Genomic DNA, 16,878 nt, shown 5'->3' with positions numbered 1-16,878 from the left:
CGATTCTCGATGGACCTCAAACGAGTTCTTTTCGATAAAGCATGGATGATGAGCTGATATGGCCCTTAATCTTCAACAACGCGTCATCGAGCATCTAAAAACCCAACCGGATTCACAGCACACCGCTCGGGAGCTGGCGCAATGGGTGTTCCAACAGTTTCCCGTTGAATGTGCACAGAAGAAGGCCGCCAGTGCCAGTTACATTCAAACCGACGCCGATTTGGTGCAGCAACTGGTGGCGGAGATTTCCGGCTCACGACCACGCTGGCAGCAGAAACACCCGAAGCTGAAAACCACTGAAGGTCGACCGCGCCGCTATTACTGGTCGGAGCTGGATGCCGAGGCTGAAGTGGTGGCTGCCGAAGGTATTAGCTCTATCTGCGTTGGGCATGCCAAGCCCTCGAAGCTCAGTGAACATGCGCTTTATCCGCTGTTGGCCGCTTATTTGTTGAGCGACGAGCCATGTGTGCATGCCATGCGTATCGACGAGAAACGTTCATCCAACAGCGCCGGCAGTGGTGGCAACGAATGGTTGCACCCGGATCTGGTGGGTCTGGAAAACTTGACCGCCGATTGGACTCGTGAGCTGCGTGAGTGCGTTAGCGTATTGGGTGAGCGCCGTGCACGCCTGTGGTCGTTTGAAGTGAAGCTGTTGCTCAACCGCTCCAATGCCCGCAAAAGTTTCTTCCAAGCGGTATCCAATTCTTCGTGGGCACACTTTGGCTATCTGGTGGCCGCTACCGTCGAGGGCGACGGCACGCTAAAAGAGCTGCGGATGCTGGCAGCCGCTCATGGCATCGGTCTGCTGCAACTGGATGTAGAAAACCCGACTGAGAGCCAGATTCTGATCCCGGCACGTGAGCGTGCGCAGATCGATTGGGATATGTGCAATCGGCTCACCGCAGAAAACCCAGACTTTGCCGAATACCTTGGTCGCGTGCGGCGCTTTCATCAGACCGGTGAACTGTCGACCAGGGAATGGGAAGTAAAGGAATGAGCATTTCGACAACAGCGCAGTATTCACCTGTTGCGGCTTCACCGTCTTCTGGCGAGCCGGTTGATGTATCAGTGCAGAGCTTTACCCATTTATTCAATGGGGGGGAGTTCGCGCTGGCGGTGGACACCTATCAGCGGGGGTTTGTCTGGAGTGACGAAAAGGTTAAGCAGTTGATCGACGACTTGCTCGCTTATCAGCAGGCAGAAGATCAGTCGCTGCCCTATTACATGGGCACCGTGTTATTGCATCGGAATGAGGTTAAAAAGAAGCGCTTCATCATCGATGGTCAGCAACGTCTGACGGCCTTGTGTGTGTTGTATCAGTTCCTGTTAAACGAGCTGCCTGGTAATTGCGCGCTGACCTATTCACCGCAGTCGGCACGCCGTATTCGGGCCGCGGCGAAGATCTTTACTGAGCATGGCAAAGGCCTGGCTGGGAGTCTTTTTGCGCATGTGGTGTTTACGGTGATCCGTGTGGATCGGGTCGACCTGGCTTTTACCTTTTTCGACACGCAGAACAATCGGGGCGTGCCATTGCATGCAACCGATCTGCTCAAGGCATATCACCTGCGTGCGGTGAATGGGGCAACTACGGCACGCAAAGAGGCGCTGCAAACCCAGTGCGCCCAACGCTGGGAGCGTATTCAGGAGGGTAAGGCGCTCATGTCGCACGAGCAGGAGTTTGCCGCCAGCCTATTTAGTAAATTTCTTTGGCGAGCTCGTTATTGGACAGGACGTCGCGTGCTGTATGGCGGGCACGATGCATTGATGGAGGAGTTTCAGAAGCAAACTTGGGCCACCGAGGGCGATGACGACACCATTCCACTCTACCGTGCGCGTCACAATCGTCTGGGCACTGCCCTGACGATGACCAGTGATGGCCATAGCGAGATTCACAGCAACCGCATCTCACTTAGCCCGAAGGCGGAAGATCTGCCTTTTGCTATACGGCAACCCATCGACAAGGGTATTGGTTTTTTTCTGTACGCAGACAAGTACGCTGGGCTGCTGCATTGGTTGTTGAATGATGCAACTGAGTCGAATGACGTTTTACGTTTTCGCGAGGTTTACAGCGCGCTGCTAATGGCCAATTCGCTATTCTTGCGTGAAGTATTCCTGCTGGCAACGTTGATGTATGTCGATCAATTCGGGGCAGAACAACTGTGGGAGTTTTCCCTGTGGTTAGAGCATGCACTTGGGGCCATTCGACTGAGTAAGCAGCAAGTGCGGTATGAGGCTGCGCAGAATTTCTTCAAGGATGATGTACTCAACCTACTAGATGTTATTGCCGGTGCTTATCGGCCTAAGCAAGTTATCGATTACCTGCAGCGCCACCATCAAAAACAGGAAATTTACAGCAGCAAGGATGTTGATGCTCTTGAAAAGGGCAAGGGCGTGCAAGGCATCTACAAGCAGGCCGTATTGAGTTACTACGGTTGCGAGGTGGCGAGCTCGCTGAAGGCTAAGGCAGGATGGATTTCGGTCAAGCTTACAGGCAGTGCTGCATGAAAATTGAATCAAAGCTCTACAGCCTTGCTCAAATCGTGGCCGAAAGTCCGAATTGGCATTTCAACATCCCGATCTACCAGCGGCTTTACGTTTGGGGTGAAGATCAAGTGCTTACGCTGCTCAACGATCTGTTGAACGCCTATGAGCAGAAAAACGATTTGTTCTTTCTAGGTGGCACTCTACTGGTCGAGCAGGAAGATGGGGTGGGGCGACACTTTGACTTGATCGACGGGCAGCAGCGATTCACTACGTTATGGCTGTTGTGCAGTGCCTGGCAGCAATCGCTGGAGCCATTTCTTACCGTTACTAGCGGGGAGCACACCGAGCCGCGTTTAGGCTTTGCTATTCGTCCTGCGGTGAACAGCTTTATGCAAGGGTTGGCTTTTAAACGAGCGGGTGCAGGCGATGATGATGTCGAATCTACCCAGCGCATGCGCATCGCGTTAAGGCTGATGCAGTCCATCTTCGCCAAGCGTGAACTCCCTGCTGGGATGACTGATCGAGATGCCTATTTAAAAGGACTGACAGCGTTTGTTTTCCGTCAGGTGAAGTTCGTTATTACCACCGTGCCGCGGGAGACCGATCTCAATAAGCTGTTTGAAGTCATCAATAACCGTGGGGTGCAGTTACAACATCACGAAATCCTTAAGGCTCGGATGCTGGATGCTCTGACAGAGGATGAGCGCCTCCCGTATGCCGTGCTGTGGGAAGCCTGTGCGGATATGGACAGTTTTATTGAGCGTAGCCTCAGTGGCATTTCCGGTATTCCAGCCAATGAGGTTTGTGCACTGTACGAGCTCGGGGATTTGGCAAAAGCCTCCAGCGTGCGCCGCCTCCTGCACAGCAAGCTGCAGCAGCAAGGCGATCATCATGCTTTGGCGCTTGAGGAGATCCTGCGGCCAGCAGATAACCTTGACTCAGCGGATGGTGACGCTTCGGATGAGGATGTCCCACCTAGCTGGGTGAGGAGTATTTTTGGCTTCCCATTACTGCTGCAACATACGCTGCGTATTTGGCTGCTGGAAAAGAATTTACCGGATTTGCCACGGCTGTTGGATCGGGAGCTTTTGGCGTTATTTGAATCGCATTTTTTCAATGACGCGCCTGAGCGTGCGGAGAACGTAAAATCGTTTATTGATCTGCTCTGGCGAGTCAGAGTGATTTTTGATGAGCACATCATCAAGTGGGTCGATCAAGGTGAGGATGAAGTGCACCTTATCAGCGCGCTAAGTGTGAGCACGAGTAGTGGGAAGAGCGGGAAGCGCTATATGAACAGGTCAAGAGAAACCGATGCGCATCGTCCGTTCTCGCTTCTGCAGAGCATGCTGTATCACTCCCAGGAAATTACCACGCAGTACTGGCTAACGCCCCTTCTGTTGTTCATCCATCGCAGCACTGATATGCCCGACCAAGACAATCGCGGGCTGTATTTTGATTACCTGCGTCACCTGGATAATCACTTGCTGGGATCAGTTGCCTCTGATTCTCTTGTCGCTCGGACACGTGCCTTTATGGAGCAGCCGTGGCTGCGTAGGGAGCTGAATCATAGGGCAGCGTTGGCGCAGTCAGATGGTGTGAACTTTGCCCATTACTGGTTTTACAAGCTTGAATTCGTTCTCTGGTTTCAAGCTAAGCGCGAAACTGAAGGCTGGAAGAAATTTCGCCTTACGGCGAAAAATTCGGTTGAGCATATTTCGCCCCAAACGCCTAAAGACAGTGACGACAATCGTGTGGAGAAGTCGCTCGACTGCTTCGGTAATTTGGCCCTCGTCTCGCGTAGCGTGAATTCCGAGTACGGCAATTTGCCTTACAACGAAAAGCGTCAAAGATTTCACAATAACAATAAGAAAAAAATCGACTCGCTAAAAATGGACCTGATTTACCAAGGTGATAAGTGGAACGATACGATTGCATTTGAGCACCAAAAAGCAATGATCGAGTGTTTGGATGATTACTGCGTAGGAACTAGCAAGCTGATGAGTAAATGAGCGACTACCAGCCACCGCTGACCTTTACCGCTGCAATGTTCGCCCTGGTTGCCGATATAAGCGAGCAAGTAGCGCGCTTGTTGGTGTCCCTGCCGCCAGGCGTTGCGCTTAGGTCCAGTGAGCTAATGCTGCGCTTGGACTTGTCGTACCGCCCAACGTTTACCAAGAACTACCTCAAGCCGGCTCTGCAGGCTGGTTTGATCGAAATGACCGACCCCGCGTCGCCCAGAAGCCCGGTACAGCAGTACCGCCGTATTTCGGGATGATGGCATTGCCAGGTAAGGCCGATACGAATGACTGAAGATCAACTGGAACAAGAAACCCTCAGCTGGCTGGCGGAGGTTGGTTACACCCACCTCTATGGGCCGACTATCGCCCATGAAGGTGATAGCCCTGAGCGGGAGAACTATCGCCAGGTGCTGCTGGTTGAGCGTTTGCGTCGTGCCATTGCGCGTCTAAACCCGTCTGTGCCCTTGGCGGCACGTGAGGATGCACTCAAGCAGGTTTTGGATTTGGGGCTGCCGATTCAGTTGTCGGCCAACCGTTTGTTCCATCGCCTGCTGGTTAGCGGTGTGCCTGTGCAGTACCAGAAAGACGGCGAAACCCGTGGCGATTTTGTGCGCTTGATCGACTGGGCTGATGTGCGCGGCAATGAGTGGCTGGCGATCAACCAGTTCAGTATTCAGGGACCTAAGCACACGCGCCGCCCGGACATCATTTTGTTCGTCAACGGCCTGCCGCTGGTGCTGCTGGAGCTGAAGAACCCGGCGGATGTGAATGCCGATTTGGTTAAGGCGTTCGATCAGATCCAGACCTACAAAGAGCAGATTCCGGACGTCTTTCAGTACAACGAAATTCTGGTGATTGCTGATGGCAGTGAGGCTCGTATGGGCTCGCTGTCTGCAGACATTGAGCGTTTCGCCCGTTGGCGCACCATTGATGGCGTTACGGTTGATCCGCTGGGTGAGTTCAATGAGCTGGAGACGCTGGTGCGTGGCGTGTTGCAGCCCGCCATGTTGCTTGATTACCTGCGTTACTTCGTACTGTTTGAGGATGACGGTCGGTTGGTGAAAAAGATTGCCGGCTATCACCAGTTCCATGCCGTACGTGCAGCCATCCAACAGGTGGTTAGTGCCTCACGCCCAGGCGGTACGCATAAGGGCGGTGTGGTCTGGCACACGCAGGGTTCGGGCAAGAGCATCACCATGACCTGCTTCGCTGCTCGGGTGATGCAGGAAGCGGCGATGGAGAACCCGACCATCGTTGTGATCACCGACCGTAATGACCTGGATGGTCAGCTGTTCGGCGTGTTCTCGCTGTCGCAAGATTTATTGCGTGAGCAGCCGGTGCAGGTGACGACGCGCGGCGATTTGCGCGAGAAGCTGTCCAACCGCCCCAGCGGCGGCATCGTATTCGCCACCATCCAGAAGTTTATGCCGGGCGAGGATGAAGACACCTTCCCGGTACTGTCGGAACGCTCGAATATCGTGGTGGTGGCCGATGAGGCGCACCGCACGCAGTACGGTTTCAGTGCATCGCTTAAAGCGCCCGGCCTGCAGGCGGCTGAGGCCAGTGCGCGCTACCAGGTCGGTTATGCCCAGCACCTGCGCGATGCCTTGCCCAATGCCACCTTTGTGGCGTTTACCGGCACGCCCGTTTCCAGCGAAGACCGCGATACCCGTGCGGTGTTCGGTGACTACATCCACGTCTACGACATGCAACAGGCCAAGGAAGATGGCGCGACCGTGGCCATCTACTACGAGTCGCGGCTAGCCAAGTTGTCGCTCAAGGATGCGGAGTTGGCGCATATCGACGAAGAGGTCGATGAGCTGGCCGAGGATGAGGAGGAAGATCAGCAGTCACGCCTGAAATCTCGCTGGGCGGCGCTGGAGAAAGTGGTAGGGGCTGAGCCTCGGATCAAGAGCGTGGCGGCGGATTTAGTCGCGCACTTCGAGGAGCGTAACCAGGCACAAAGCGGTAAAGCCATGGTGGTTGCCATGAGCCGCGAGATCTGCGTGCACCTCTATAACGAGATCATCGCGTTACGCCCCGAATGGCATGACGAAGACCCAGAGAGGGGTGCGATCAAGATCGTGATGACCGGCAGCGCTTCGGACAAAGCTTTGCTGCGCCCGCATATCTACCCCAACCAAGTGAAGAAACGCCTGGAGAAGCGCTTCAAAGACCCAAAAGATCCGCTGCAGTTAGTGATAGTCCGCGATATGTGGCTCACCGGCTTCGATGCACCCTGCGTGCATACCTTGTATGTCGATAAGCCCATGAAGGGCCACAACCTGATGCAGGCCATCGCCCGGGTAAACCGGGTGTTCAAGGACAAGCAGGGCGGCTTGGTGGTCGATTACATCGGCATCGCCAACGAGCTTAAGGCGGCACTCAAGGAGTACACCGCTAGCAAGGGCCGTGGGCGGCCCACTGTCGATGCCCATGAGGCTTACTCCGTGCTGGAGGAAAAGCTCGATGTGCTGCGCAGCCTGCTGCATGGCTTTGATTACAGCGATTACCTGCGCGGCGGGCACAAGCTGCTGGCGGGAGCGGCCAACCACGTTCTGGGTGAGAAGGACGGCAAAAAGCGCTTTGCTGATAATGCCCTGGCCATGAGTAAGGCGTTCACCCTGTGCTGCACACTGGATGAAGCCAAGGCGGTGCGTGAGGAAGTGGCCTTTTTCCAGGCCATCAAAGTGATGCTGACCAAGCGCGAAATCAGCGCCAAAAAGAAAACCGACGAAGAACGCGAACTGGCCATCCGTCAGATCATCGGCAATGCCGTGGTCTCGGGTGAGGTGGTGGATGTGTTCGCTGCGGTGGGTTTGGATAAACCCAATATTGGCCTGCTGGATGATGACTTCCTCGCCGAAGTGCGCAACCTGCCGGAGAAGAACCTAGCGGTTGAGCTGCTGGAACGGTTGCTGGAAGGCGAGATCAAGAGCAAGTTCGCCAGCAACCTGGCCCAGGAAAAGAAGTTTTCTGAGTTGCTCGACAGTGTGATCAAGCGCTACCAGAACCGCTCTATCGAAACGGCCCAGGTCATCGAAGAACTGATCGAGATGGCCAAGAAGTTCGCCGCCGCCAGCAAGCGCGGTGATGAACTGGGCCTGAATGATGACGAATTGGCCTTCTACGATGCCCTGGCCAATAACGAAGCCTCGGTGCGTGAGCTGGGCGACGAAACCCTCGCCAAGATTGCCCACGAGCTGACCGACAGCCTGCGCCAGAACGTCAGCGTAGATTGGAGCAGCCGCGACAGCGTACGCGCCAAACTTCGGCTGATGGTTAAGCGCATTCTGCGTAAATACAAATACCCACCCGACCAGCAGGAAGAGGCGGCCCAGCTGGTGCTGGCGCAGGCAGAGACGCTGTGTGAGGCGTGGATGTAGCGATGGAGAACATGCAGGGATCGCTGTTTGACCAAGCCCCTCAGGCCAGCGGTGATCTGCCTGCAGCATCACGCATGCCGCTCAATGCGCGTGGCCGAAAAGTCTACGACACGCTGCTGGCTGATCTATGTGAGCAGTCAGAGGTTTTAGTCATCACCGGTTACAGCGCTCTTGATCAGCTGCTGGTGCTGATCAGTCAGCGTGGCGATAAGTCTGGGCCGTTGCGGTTGATGCTGGGCTCGGAGCCGTCTCCTAGTCGGCGTCAGGAGTTTTCTCTGGTCCGCCATGACTTTGACCACGAGGTGAAGCGCTACTGGATTAAGCGAGGTATATCGCTTCGCTTGAGCGGGCAGCTGATTCATTGCATTGAGCTGATTCGCCAGGGCCATGTGCGGGTGCGCTATCCAGGCCCTGGGCCGCGTGTGCACGCCAAGCTCTATTGCACTCACTCTGCGGTGACACTCGGATCCAGCAATTTCACTGAGCCAGGGTTGCACTACCAGCACGAGGCGAATGTTCGCTTTACCGAGTCGCAAGAAGGGCGACGCTTTCGTGAGGTATGGCAACTGGCTGAAAGCTTCTGGGCTCAGGGGGTAGACGCCAATCAGGATTTGATTGAGCTGTTGGAAAAACTGCTGCGTTTCGTGAGTTGGCGAGAGGCACTGGCTCGTGCCTGTGTTGAACTGCTTGAAGGCGAGTGGGCAGATCGTTACCTGCAGTCACTGAGTAGTCATGAGGGTGTGCGTCTTTGGCCTTCTCAGCGCAAGGGAATCGGCCAAGCGCTTTATCTCTTGGAAACAGTCGGCGGTGTGCTGGTAGCTGACGCGACTGGCTCAGGTAAAACGCGAATGGGCGTGCACCTGCTGCGGGCCATGTATGACCGGATTTGGTCGATGTCGCGCGGGCATAAAGGATTGATGACCATGGTCTGCCCGCCCTTGGTTACGCCTAATTGGGACCGTGAACGTACCCATTGCCAGTTATCACTAGAGGTCATTTCCCACGGCTCTTTGAGCCGCCTCAAACCCGATGAGGATTCGATGGTTGGCCAGTTGCTTGCCAGGGCGCAAACCCTGGCGGTGGATGAGGCGCACAACTTCCTCAATCAGAATTCGAACCGTACCCGGCAACTGCTGCATAACCTTGCTGATCAAACAGTGCTGTTCACCGCAACGCCAATCAATCGCTCGGCGTCTGACCTCCTGCGCCTGGTTGATATTCTGGGAGCGGATAACTTCGATGATGCCGTGCTGGCAATTTTCGAGCGCTTAAATCGGGCCAAGGGCAATGTGCGTGATGCTCATCCCGAAGAGTTGCGAAAGCTGCAGCTAGCGGTCGCAAGCTTTACGGTGCGTCGAACCAAGGCCCAGCTCAATGTCATGGTTGATCAGGAACCCGATGCCTACCGAACGCCTGCCGGACGCGTTTGCCGTTACCCGGTTCATGCTGCCTGCAGCTACTCGTTACATGAGCCTGCTGAGGATATCCGCCTAGCTGAGCAGATATCAGTGCTGGCCAGAAACCTCAAAGGTGTTGGGCACTTTGAAAAAGCCTTGTACCTGCCTGTCAGCCTTATCAGTCAAGGTTATTCGCCTGAGACCTACCTGAGGATGCGTTTGCATTCTGCGGGTTCCTTGGCGCGACACCATGTCATGTCGAGTTTACGATCATCTCGCTTGGCGCTTTTCCGGCACATCCTTGGTGAGACCGATGCTCTTGAGCACATGGGGCTGGAAGGGTTGGGCAGCAGCAAGGCTGATCAGGACAGCGGCAATATGCTGCAGCGCATTAATAGTCTGAAAGGGCGCGTGCCTGAAAATCAGTTGGGTATCGATCTGCCTGAATGGCTGATGGACCCTAAAGCGCACCAAGAGGCGTGTGAGGCTGAAATCGGTATCTACCGGATGATCCTTCGGCTACTTGAGCGAATCACTGATACCCGCGAACGGCGAAAGTGCAGCCTGTTAGTGGAGTTGGCTGGTCGCCATGATCAAGTGATTGCCTTCGACCATTTCCCGCTGACATTGCGCTTCCTGCAGCACCTGATCAGTGCCGATGCGAAAGCCGAGAAAATTGATGTGCTGCTTGGGGTAGGGGGTAATAAAACGCAGAACGAGCAGCTGCAAAAACGCTTGGACCCGCTGAAAGGTGGGGGGCGTGTTATTGCTCTTTGCAGTGACGCTATGTCCGAGGGTGTGAACTTGCAGCGTGCCTCCAGCATGGTGCATCTGGATATGCCCAGCGTGGTGCGTTATGCCGAGCAGCGCGTAGGCCGAATCGACCGCATGGACAGCCCTCACGACACTATCGAGTGTTGGTGGCCATTGGATGCGCCGGCTTTTGCGCTAAAAGCTGACGAGAAGTTTGTTGCCCGCATTGAAGAGGTGGAGTCGCTGCTGGGAGGTAACCTGCAACTGCCGCAAGAGATGTTGCGCGAAGAGGCGGCCAGTCGGGTTGTGAGACCTGAGGATTTCCAATTCGAAATGCAGGCCCGCTCTGCCGAGCCCTGGGATGGCATTGAAGATGCCTTTTCACCCGTTCGGGGACTTGTTGAAGGGCATGCGGCGCTTGTCAGTCTTGATGACTACCAACAGGCGAAAGCTGACCCAACTGCAGTTCTCTCGCGTGTGAGCCTGGTGCGGGCGCATCGTCCCTGGTTATTCGTTTGTTTGGCAGGTGAAGCCAATCAGGCTCCGAGGTGGGTGTTCCTCTCAGATGATCATGATGAACCATTGATCAATCTTCGAGATGTAGTCGCAGCACTCCGAGAGCGACTGCTTGACGAGGTGCAGGACCTACAGCCAAGTCATGCTGCTGGCCGTGAGCTTGACCGCTTACTGGGAAGATTGAGCGAGATGGAGCGGTTACTGCTGCCGCGCAAAAAACAGCGCGCGCTGGAACAAATGGCAGCAGTTATATCGGGCTGGGTTAAACAGCCTGGCTGGGTTCAGACTTCCGAGCAGGCCGATCAAATCAAGATGCTGATGGATATTCTGAGCCCTAATGGACGGAGTGACTGCCCCGACTGGGGGCAGTTGGCTGATGCTTGGCTCGACCTTGTTAGGCCGGCATGGTCACGTTATCTGGATCGAGGTGGTCACAAAGCAGCAATCACAAGGCTGCGGGATATTCAGAAAAGCCTGCTGGCTGATCCTATCCCTGTGCAGCAGTTGCTTGATCGTGTTTCTGGCATAGCAACGCGTCAGACCTGGGAGGAGAGGATAGTGGCATGTGTTTTGGGTTATTCCGTGTCTTAAGGAGTGCCACCCTAAAATAAGCCATGCAGAGCATCGAATTACCAGCCAGCCATCCCCCTGCGGCGAATGAAAAGCTGCTTTTTGACAACAAAGGCAGCCGCTTCGCGAAGGCAGTTAGTCATTTTGTGCTTTTTGCTCGGTTTCGCTTCACATTCGTTTCGCTGACCTCACAAACGCCCAAAACGCCCAACTGCCCCATACTTGAAGGCTTCAAGTATGGGGGGAGGGGGCGTACTTGAAGAATCGCCTGGACGGCTGCTTCAAGTACGCCCCTCCCTGATGTTTGTTGTCAAAGCGTAGCCAGCCCGGCACGCCGTGCTGAAAAGGCGACTATGCCGACGATGATCGATATTCGCGACTGTCTAATGCTGGACTAATGGTAGCCAGTCGGTTACAGAAAATTTAGATAAATTATTGATTTGTATGGTTTTAATATCGAAATATAACCGATAAAAGCAGTGCCAGTTCGGACGCTCTTCTTGCCCAAAGTGGCAGTATGCGTGTCTGTATTGGCCGTTTTGGGTGCCCAAGCAGGCAGTCTTGATGCCGCTTACGGCACAGCAAGCGTATCGCGGTGTGAGTTTGCGACAGCCTTGGTATGTCGCACCGGTGTCTTGCGATACTCCATGAGTGTCGCAGCCGCTGTTGCGACATGGTGGAGGTATCGCAGCTAACGCATGCGACAGGCGCTAGGTATCGCATTCCCCGGTTGAGATACTCAGGATGTGTCGCAACTAGCGTATGCGACTTGACAGGTGTATCGCAGCACTGGCTTGCGAAAGCCCTAGATGCAAAAAGGCCGCACTGACGGCGGCCCTCATTGATCCTTCATCGCATCATCTCCGGCTGATGATGTTGCCCTTCTGTTATGAATGAAGGGGCTAGTGAATCGCCCCTAGTTTCGTAGACACCTCCAGGCCTCATAATGCGGCCCATTAGGAGGTGCCATGAGTAACCCGCGTTATCCCGAAGAATTCAAAATCGAAGCAGTCAAGCAGGTGACCGAACGGGGTCTGCCGGTGGCTGAGGTAGCTGCTCGCTTGGGCATGTCGACACACAGTCTGTATGCCTGGGTGAAGCGCTACAGCAAGCCCCAAAAGCAGCGGGCACAAGAAGACGATCAACACGCTGAGTTACGTCGCCTGCGTGCTGAACTCAAGCGCGTGACCGAAGAGCGAGACATCCTAAAAAAGGCCGCCGCGTACTTTGCCAAGGAGTGCGGCTGAAGTACGCCTTCATCAGTCAGCTATCCGCAGACTATTCGGTTCGCCGTCTGTGCCTGACCCTGAAAGTACATGCCAGCGGTTACTACGCCTGGCTGTCTGAGCCGAAGTCGGCACGAGCTAAGGATGATCAGCGTCTGCTGGGTTTGATCAAGCACTCCTGGTTAGAAAGCGGTGGCGTCTATGGTTACCGCAAAATCCATGACGACCTGCGTGAGCTGGGAGAACAGTGCGGCAGGCATCGCGTTGCTCGATTAATGCGCCAGGAAGGACTGCGCTCGCAGACAGGGTATCGGCGTCGACCGGGCCGTTATGGTGGTAAGCCTCCAGTGGCCTCTCCGAATCATCTTGAGCGTCGATTCAATGTCACCGAACCCAACAAGGTCTGGGTTACGGACATAACCTACATCCGCACCTATGAGGGCTGGTTGTATTTGGCGGTGGTGCTCGACCTGTTTTCGCGGCAGGTAATTGGCTGGTCAATGAAGCCGCAGATGACCAGCGACCTGGCTATTGATGCATTGCTGATGGCGGTTTGGCGGCGTAAGCCCAAGCTGGAAGTAATGATTCACTCAGATCAGGGTAGCCAGTTCAGCAGCGGCGACTGGCAGAGTTTCCTGAAAGCCAACAACTTGCTTGGCAGCATGAGCCGACGTGGCAACTGCCATGACAATGCGGTAGCGGAAAGCTTTTTCCAGCTGCTGAAACGGGAGCGGGTCAGGCGAAAGATCTATAGCACTAGGCAGGATGCTCGCGCTGATGTGTTCGACTACATCGAGATGTTTTACAACCCAAAACGCCGACATGGTTTCAACAACCAGCTGTCACCGGTAGAGTTTGAGAAGCGACATTTACTGAGCCTGGAAAGTGTCTAGGAAATCCGGGGCGATTCACACTTTATGTCAGGACCAGCGCAGACTTGTGGGGCTCACCTCGCGTGCTCAAGAGCTCAAATCCCTCACCCATGCGTCAATACTAGTGCTGACCGCCGAGCACGGCATTGAAGTGGCACCAGACCTCTCCGTAAGATCGACCAGAGATGTGCAGGCAAGCAACGCGAACAGCGTCTATCTGGAGGCGGGCCGCAAGCTGGCCGCCCTTTTCGTAGATGCAGACGTCGTATCCATTTACAGGACGTTGGGATTTAAATCTCTATGAAGTGCTATTTGAAGTACATTGGGGTTGTAGATACCCAAGACAAACTGCACTACGTGCCGTTTCGGCCAGGTCTAAACATCATCACTGGCAAATCTTCCACAGGAAAGAGCGCGATCCTCGAAATCTTCGATTACTGCCTTGGGAGTACCGAGGATACTATCCCGGTCGGCAAGATCACCAAGCGCGCGAAAACGTTTTTCATTGTCTTCCAGTTCCCGGCCTACATGCTCGTAACGGCCCGTGCCGCCAAATCCGATCAATGTTTTCTTTTGGATGTAACCGGCAGCGATCACGATGCTCTGCTAAAGGGTATCGCACAGCCAAAGGCGTTCTTCGATCCCAGGCACTACATGCCATTGCGCGATTTCAGGAAAAGTGTGGGGCGCCATTTTGCAGTGACGCTGGAAAACGTCGACGAAGACCCATTCCTGAAGCTAACGGGCCGTCCAAAATCAGCTACTCCGTCTGTGCGCAGCTTCCCGTCATTCATGCTCCAGCATCAAAATCTTGTTGCGAACAAACACGCAATTTTCTACCGCTTCGAGCAAAAGGAAAAACGTGACCAAGCCATCGATCACTTCAAAATTCTTATGGGATTGGTGAACGAAGAGTATTTCGATCTAGCCAAGCAGCTTGAGCTTGCCAAATACGAGCTAAAAAAAATCCAAACACAGATCCCTAAGCAAGCCAAGCGAAGGGAAATGACCATAGCCAAATACAAGCAGCTTCTGGCCGAATTCCAAGGACTGGCGGGAGCTCCTTTGGTGGATGCCACAGCCGAAGATATCTACGCAAAGCCCAAACCGCTCCTCAGAGCCATTTCAGAGCGCTCGATAAAGATTGACGTGTTGTCCAACGCGATCGAGGAGCGTCGGAGCAAACTGCTCGAAGAGCGAGCGGTGCAACTTCTTAATAAACGCACTACAAATGGACTTCTGCGTCAGGTAATCGGTTCGATGGATTCGGCGGTGCAGTTTGGCGTGGAGATGTCCCGGGAGGCGATCCCTGTCTCAACCGATCTCTCCGAAGCCCACTGCCCTTTATGTGAGGCGTCAACCTACGTTCCGGCGATCGAGGCGAACAAACTGGCCAGCGCTATAGACTGGCTGAATGGGGAGCTGAAACTATCTACCTATGCGCGCGAAAGCTTCGCCGAGGAGCGACGCACGATCGAAGGTGAGCTAAGCGAGATCAATGAGACCCTGAAGCGCATCCAGGCTGATCTCCAGCCACTCGATGAAGAGATCACGAAGCTCAAGACGTCAAAATCAATTGACGAACAGGCGATCAAGACAAAGCTCAAGCTAGAACTAGCGATCCAGGAACAGCTCGAAAAACCTGAATCAGAGTTGGCTGAGCTGGAGAAACAGTTGAAGTCCAGCGTTGATCGGCTGGCGGCACAGATTGCTGAGTATGACGTCGGGTCCAAGCTGGAAACGTTGAGTAATGACATCAATGCCAAGATGTGTGAGCTCGCGAATCGGTTTGACTTCGAAGCGACTTACCTACCGTCGGCCCTCAGGTTCGATCTGAAGACCTTCGATTTGTGGCACCAACTTGACCCCAACACTCGCGTTTATTTGCGCTCAATGGGTAGTGGGGCCAACTGGCTGTATTCCCACCTGGCGCTTTTTATGGCGCTGCATTACCAGTTTGCCGCCCGCTCTGATCAGGAGTGCAAGATCCCGCCCATCCTGTTTCTGGATCAGCCTACCCAGGTCTACTTCCCAGCGTCTCTAGATGATGCCGAGCGCTTCGATGGCAAGGCGCTAGCTGAGCAGGCGAAACGGGTAGAGAAATATGACGCTGACATAAGTGCCGTCAGCAACATGTTTACCCAATTGGCCAAATTCTGCTCGGAGACCGAAAAGGCAACGGGAGTGATGCCGCAGGTCATTGTCTCTGACCATGCAGACAACCTCACGCTGGGGGAGGACTACAAATTCTCTGACTATGTCCAGGTCGTATGGCGTGAGCGAGGATTCATAGCCGATGAGTAACCGGGGCATTGCAAAGTTTGGAGCGAAGGATATTCAGTCGGTCGCTAGTGGACATCTCCAGTTGGCCGGGCGCAGCCCCTTGATCAGCGTATCGAAACGACTTTTCTGTCTCGATTTTCCTTGATGGCTGACACTGACAAATTTCCAGTTGCTGCGTCCTGAATATGCTCGCTCCACCAAGCCATCATTGGGCGTCTACGCTCGATGTAGTCTGCCCGGTTGTAGGCGCTACGCACTTCGTCCTTGTCGACGTGGGCAAGCGCCACCTCAATCAGCTCAGGATCCCAGCCGTGTTCGTTGAGGATCGTGCTGGCCATTGAGCGCATGCCATGGCTGACCAGGCGGCCCTCGAAGCCCATTCTCTTCAGCGCCATGTTGGCGGTCTGGCTGTTGCAGTGGGTTCGAGGATTCCGGTCTGCAGGAAACACATACTCCCGATGCCCGCTGTAGGGTTTGATTGCATCCAAAAGCGCTAGTGCTTGTTCCGTGAGCGGCACGATATGTATGCGCCGTTTCTTCATGCGCTCTGCAGGAATCGTCCAGATACGCTTTTCGAAGTCAATATCGGCCCAGCGTGTGGTGGCTGCCTCTGCTGGCCGGGTCATGGTGTTGAGTTGCCATTCGATAAGGCAGCGCGTCGTTCTTTTTATACTGGCATTGGCAATTGCGACCATGAGCTCTTTTAGCTCATCGGGCGCAAGTGCCGCCATGTTCTTCTTTTTCGGTTTTTTAAAGACGGAGCGAATCCCACTGAGTGGATTTGCGTGAATCAGTCCCGAGTTGACTCCGTAGGTCATGATCTCGTTGAGCCGCTGCGATAGCCGTTTAACGGTTTCAAGGCTGCCTTTGGTTTCGAGTGGCCGAAGCAGGTTGATGACTTGTGGCGCGCTGATGGCGGAGATTGGCGTGGCACCCATATCAGGGAATACGTGCAGCGTCAGCGAGCGCCAAATGTCCTCGGCATAAGCAGGCGTCACTGAGTCTTTTTTAAGCTCATACCAGGCCGTCGCTACGTTCTGGAATGTGTGCTCGGTTTCAGCTTTCTTGGCTCGCCCCAACGCTTCCCGATTTTCTTTCGGGTCTATTCCCAAGGCAAGCAGCTCTCTCGCTTCAATCGTCATTTTTCTGGCTTGTGCCAGAGAGAGTTCAGGGTAAATGCCAAGCCCCATGTTGATGCGCTTCTTGGTTATGGGGTGGTGGTAATTAAAATTCCATAGCCTTGAGCCAATGATTCTCACTCGCAATTGTAGGCCGCCGCCATCGCTCAGGACGTAATCCTTCTCTCTGGGCTTGGCAGCTTTAATTTTGGCTTCAGATAGACGAGTGCTTTTAGCGCCCATTGGTACTCCAGG

General features: G+C 54.4%; 10 protein-coding genes. 9 read left to right on the top strand and 1 reads right to left on the bottom strand.

Annotation, left to right across the window (positions count from 1 at the left end):
- The first annotated feature begins 58 nt into the window (after positions 1-58).
- The 9 genes from ACSQ17_RS05145 (at position 59) to ACSQ17_RS05105 (ending at position 15,526) form a co-directional block, all read left to right on the top strand.
- Entirely contained in the window at positions 59-997 is a 939-nt protein-coding gene (locus ACSQ17_RS05145) for a COG2958 family protein (RefSeq protein WP_436067853.1), read from the top strand.
- Positions 994-2,505, top strand: coding sequence for a DUF262 domain-containing protein (locus ACSQ17_RS05140; RefSeq protein ID WP_436067852.1), 1,512 nt, complete (start codon positions 994-996; stop codon positions 2,503-2,505). Before ACSQ17_RS05145 ends, ACSQ17_RS05140 begins: the two co-directional genes overlap by 4 nt.
- On the top strand, positions 2,502-4,493 hold the full coding sequence (locus ACSQ17_RS05135; protein WP_436067851.1) for a DUF262 domain-containing protein: 1,992 nt from the start codon (positions 2,502-2,504) through the stop codon (positions 4,491-4,493). The genes ACSQ17_RS05140 and ACSQ17_RS05135 overlap by 4 nt, the downstream gene beginning before the upstream one ends.
- Positions 4,490-4,759 carry a Fic family protein gene (locus ACSQ17_RS05130; protein WP_436067850.1) on the top strand — a complete coding sequence of 90 codons (270 nt, stop codon included), beginning with the start codon at positions 4,490-4,492 and terminating at the stop codon, positions 4,757-4,759. The genes ACSQ17_RS05135 and ACSQ17_RS05130 overlap by 4 nt, the downstream gene beginning before the upstream one ends.
- Before the next feature lie 27 nt (positions 4,760-4,786).
- Positions 4,787-7,888, top strand: a complete 3,102-nt coding sequence (locus ACSQ17_RS05125) for a type I restriction endonuclease subunit R (protein WP_436067849.1) — start codon at positions 4,787-4,789, stop codon at positions 7,886-7,888.
- Between the two features lie 2 nt (positions 7,889-7,890).
- Positions 7,891-11,145: an SNF2-related protein gene (locus tag ACSQ17_RS05120; RefSeq protein ID WP_436067848.1), complete on the top strand. Its 3,255-nt coding sequence runs from the start codon at positions 7,891-7,893 to the stop codon at positions 11,143-11,145.
- 947 nt (positions 11,146-12,092) lie between these two features.
- Positions 12,093-13,243, top strand: a protein-coding gene (locus ACSQ17_RS05115; RefSeq protein ID WP_436067717.1) for an IS3 family transposase whose coding sequence is annotated in 2 segments (ribosomal slippage) — positions 12,093-12,336 and positions 12,336-13,243 — 1,152 coding nt in all. Because the reading frame shifts where the segments join, the coding sequence is not laid out codon by codon here.
- A complete protein-coding gene (locus ACSQ17_RS05110; protein WP_436067847.1) occupies positions 13,236-13,526 on the top strand; it encodes a three component ABC system middle component in 291 nt (96 codons plus the stop codon). Before ACSQ17_RS05115 ends, ACSQ17_RS05110 begins: the two co-directional genes overlap by 8 nt.
- Positions 13,523-15,526, top strand: a complete 2,004-nt coding sequence (locus ACSQ17_RS05105; RefSeq protein WP_436067846.1) for a DUF3732 domain-containing protein — start codon at positions 13,523-13,525, stop codon at positions 15,524-15,526. The genes ACSQ17_RS05110 and ACSQ17_RS05105 overlap by 4 nt, the downstream gene beginning before the upstream one ends.
- 83 nt (positions 15,527-15,609) lie before the next feature.
- Here the strand turns inward: ACSQ17_RS05105 and ACSQ17_RS05100 are convergent, their stop codons facing one another.
- Positions 15,610-16,866, bottom strand: coding sequence for an integrase domain-containing protein (locus ACSQ17_RS05100; protein WP_436067845.1), 1,257 nt, complete (start codon positions 16,864-16,866; stop codon positions 15,610-15,612).
- Positions 16,867-16,878: the final 12 nt, after the last annotated feature.

The organism is Pseudomonas sp. LjRoot71, assembly GCF_964253255.1.
Taxonomy (GTDB): Bacteria; Pseudomonadota; Gammaproteobacteria; order Pseudomonadales; family Pseudomonadaceae; genus Aquipseudomonas.
Note: the sequence above shows the minus strand (reverse complement) of the source record. Positions and strands in the feature narration are given on the sequence as shown.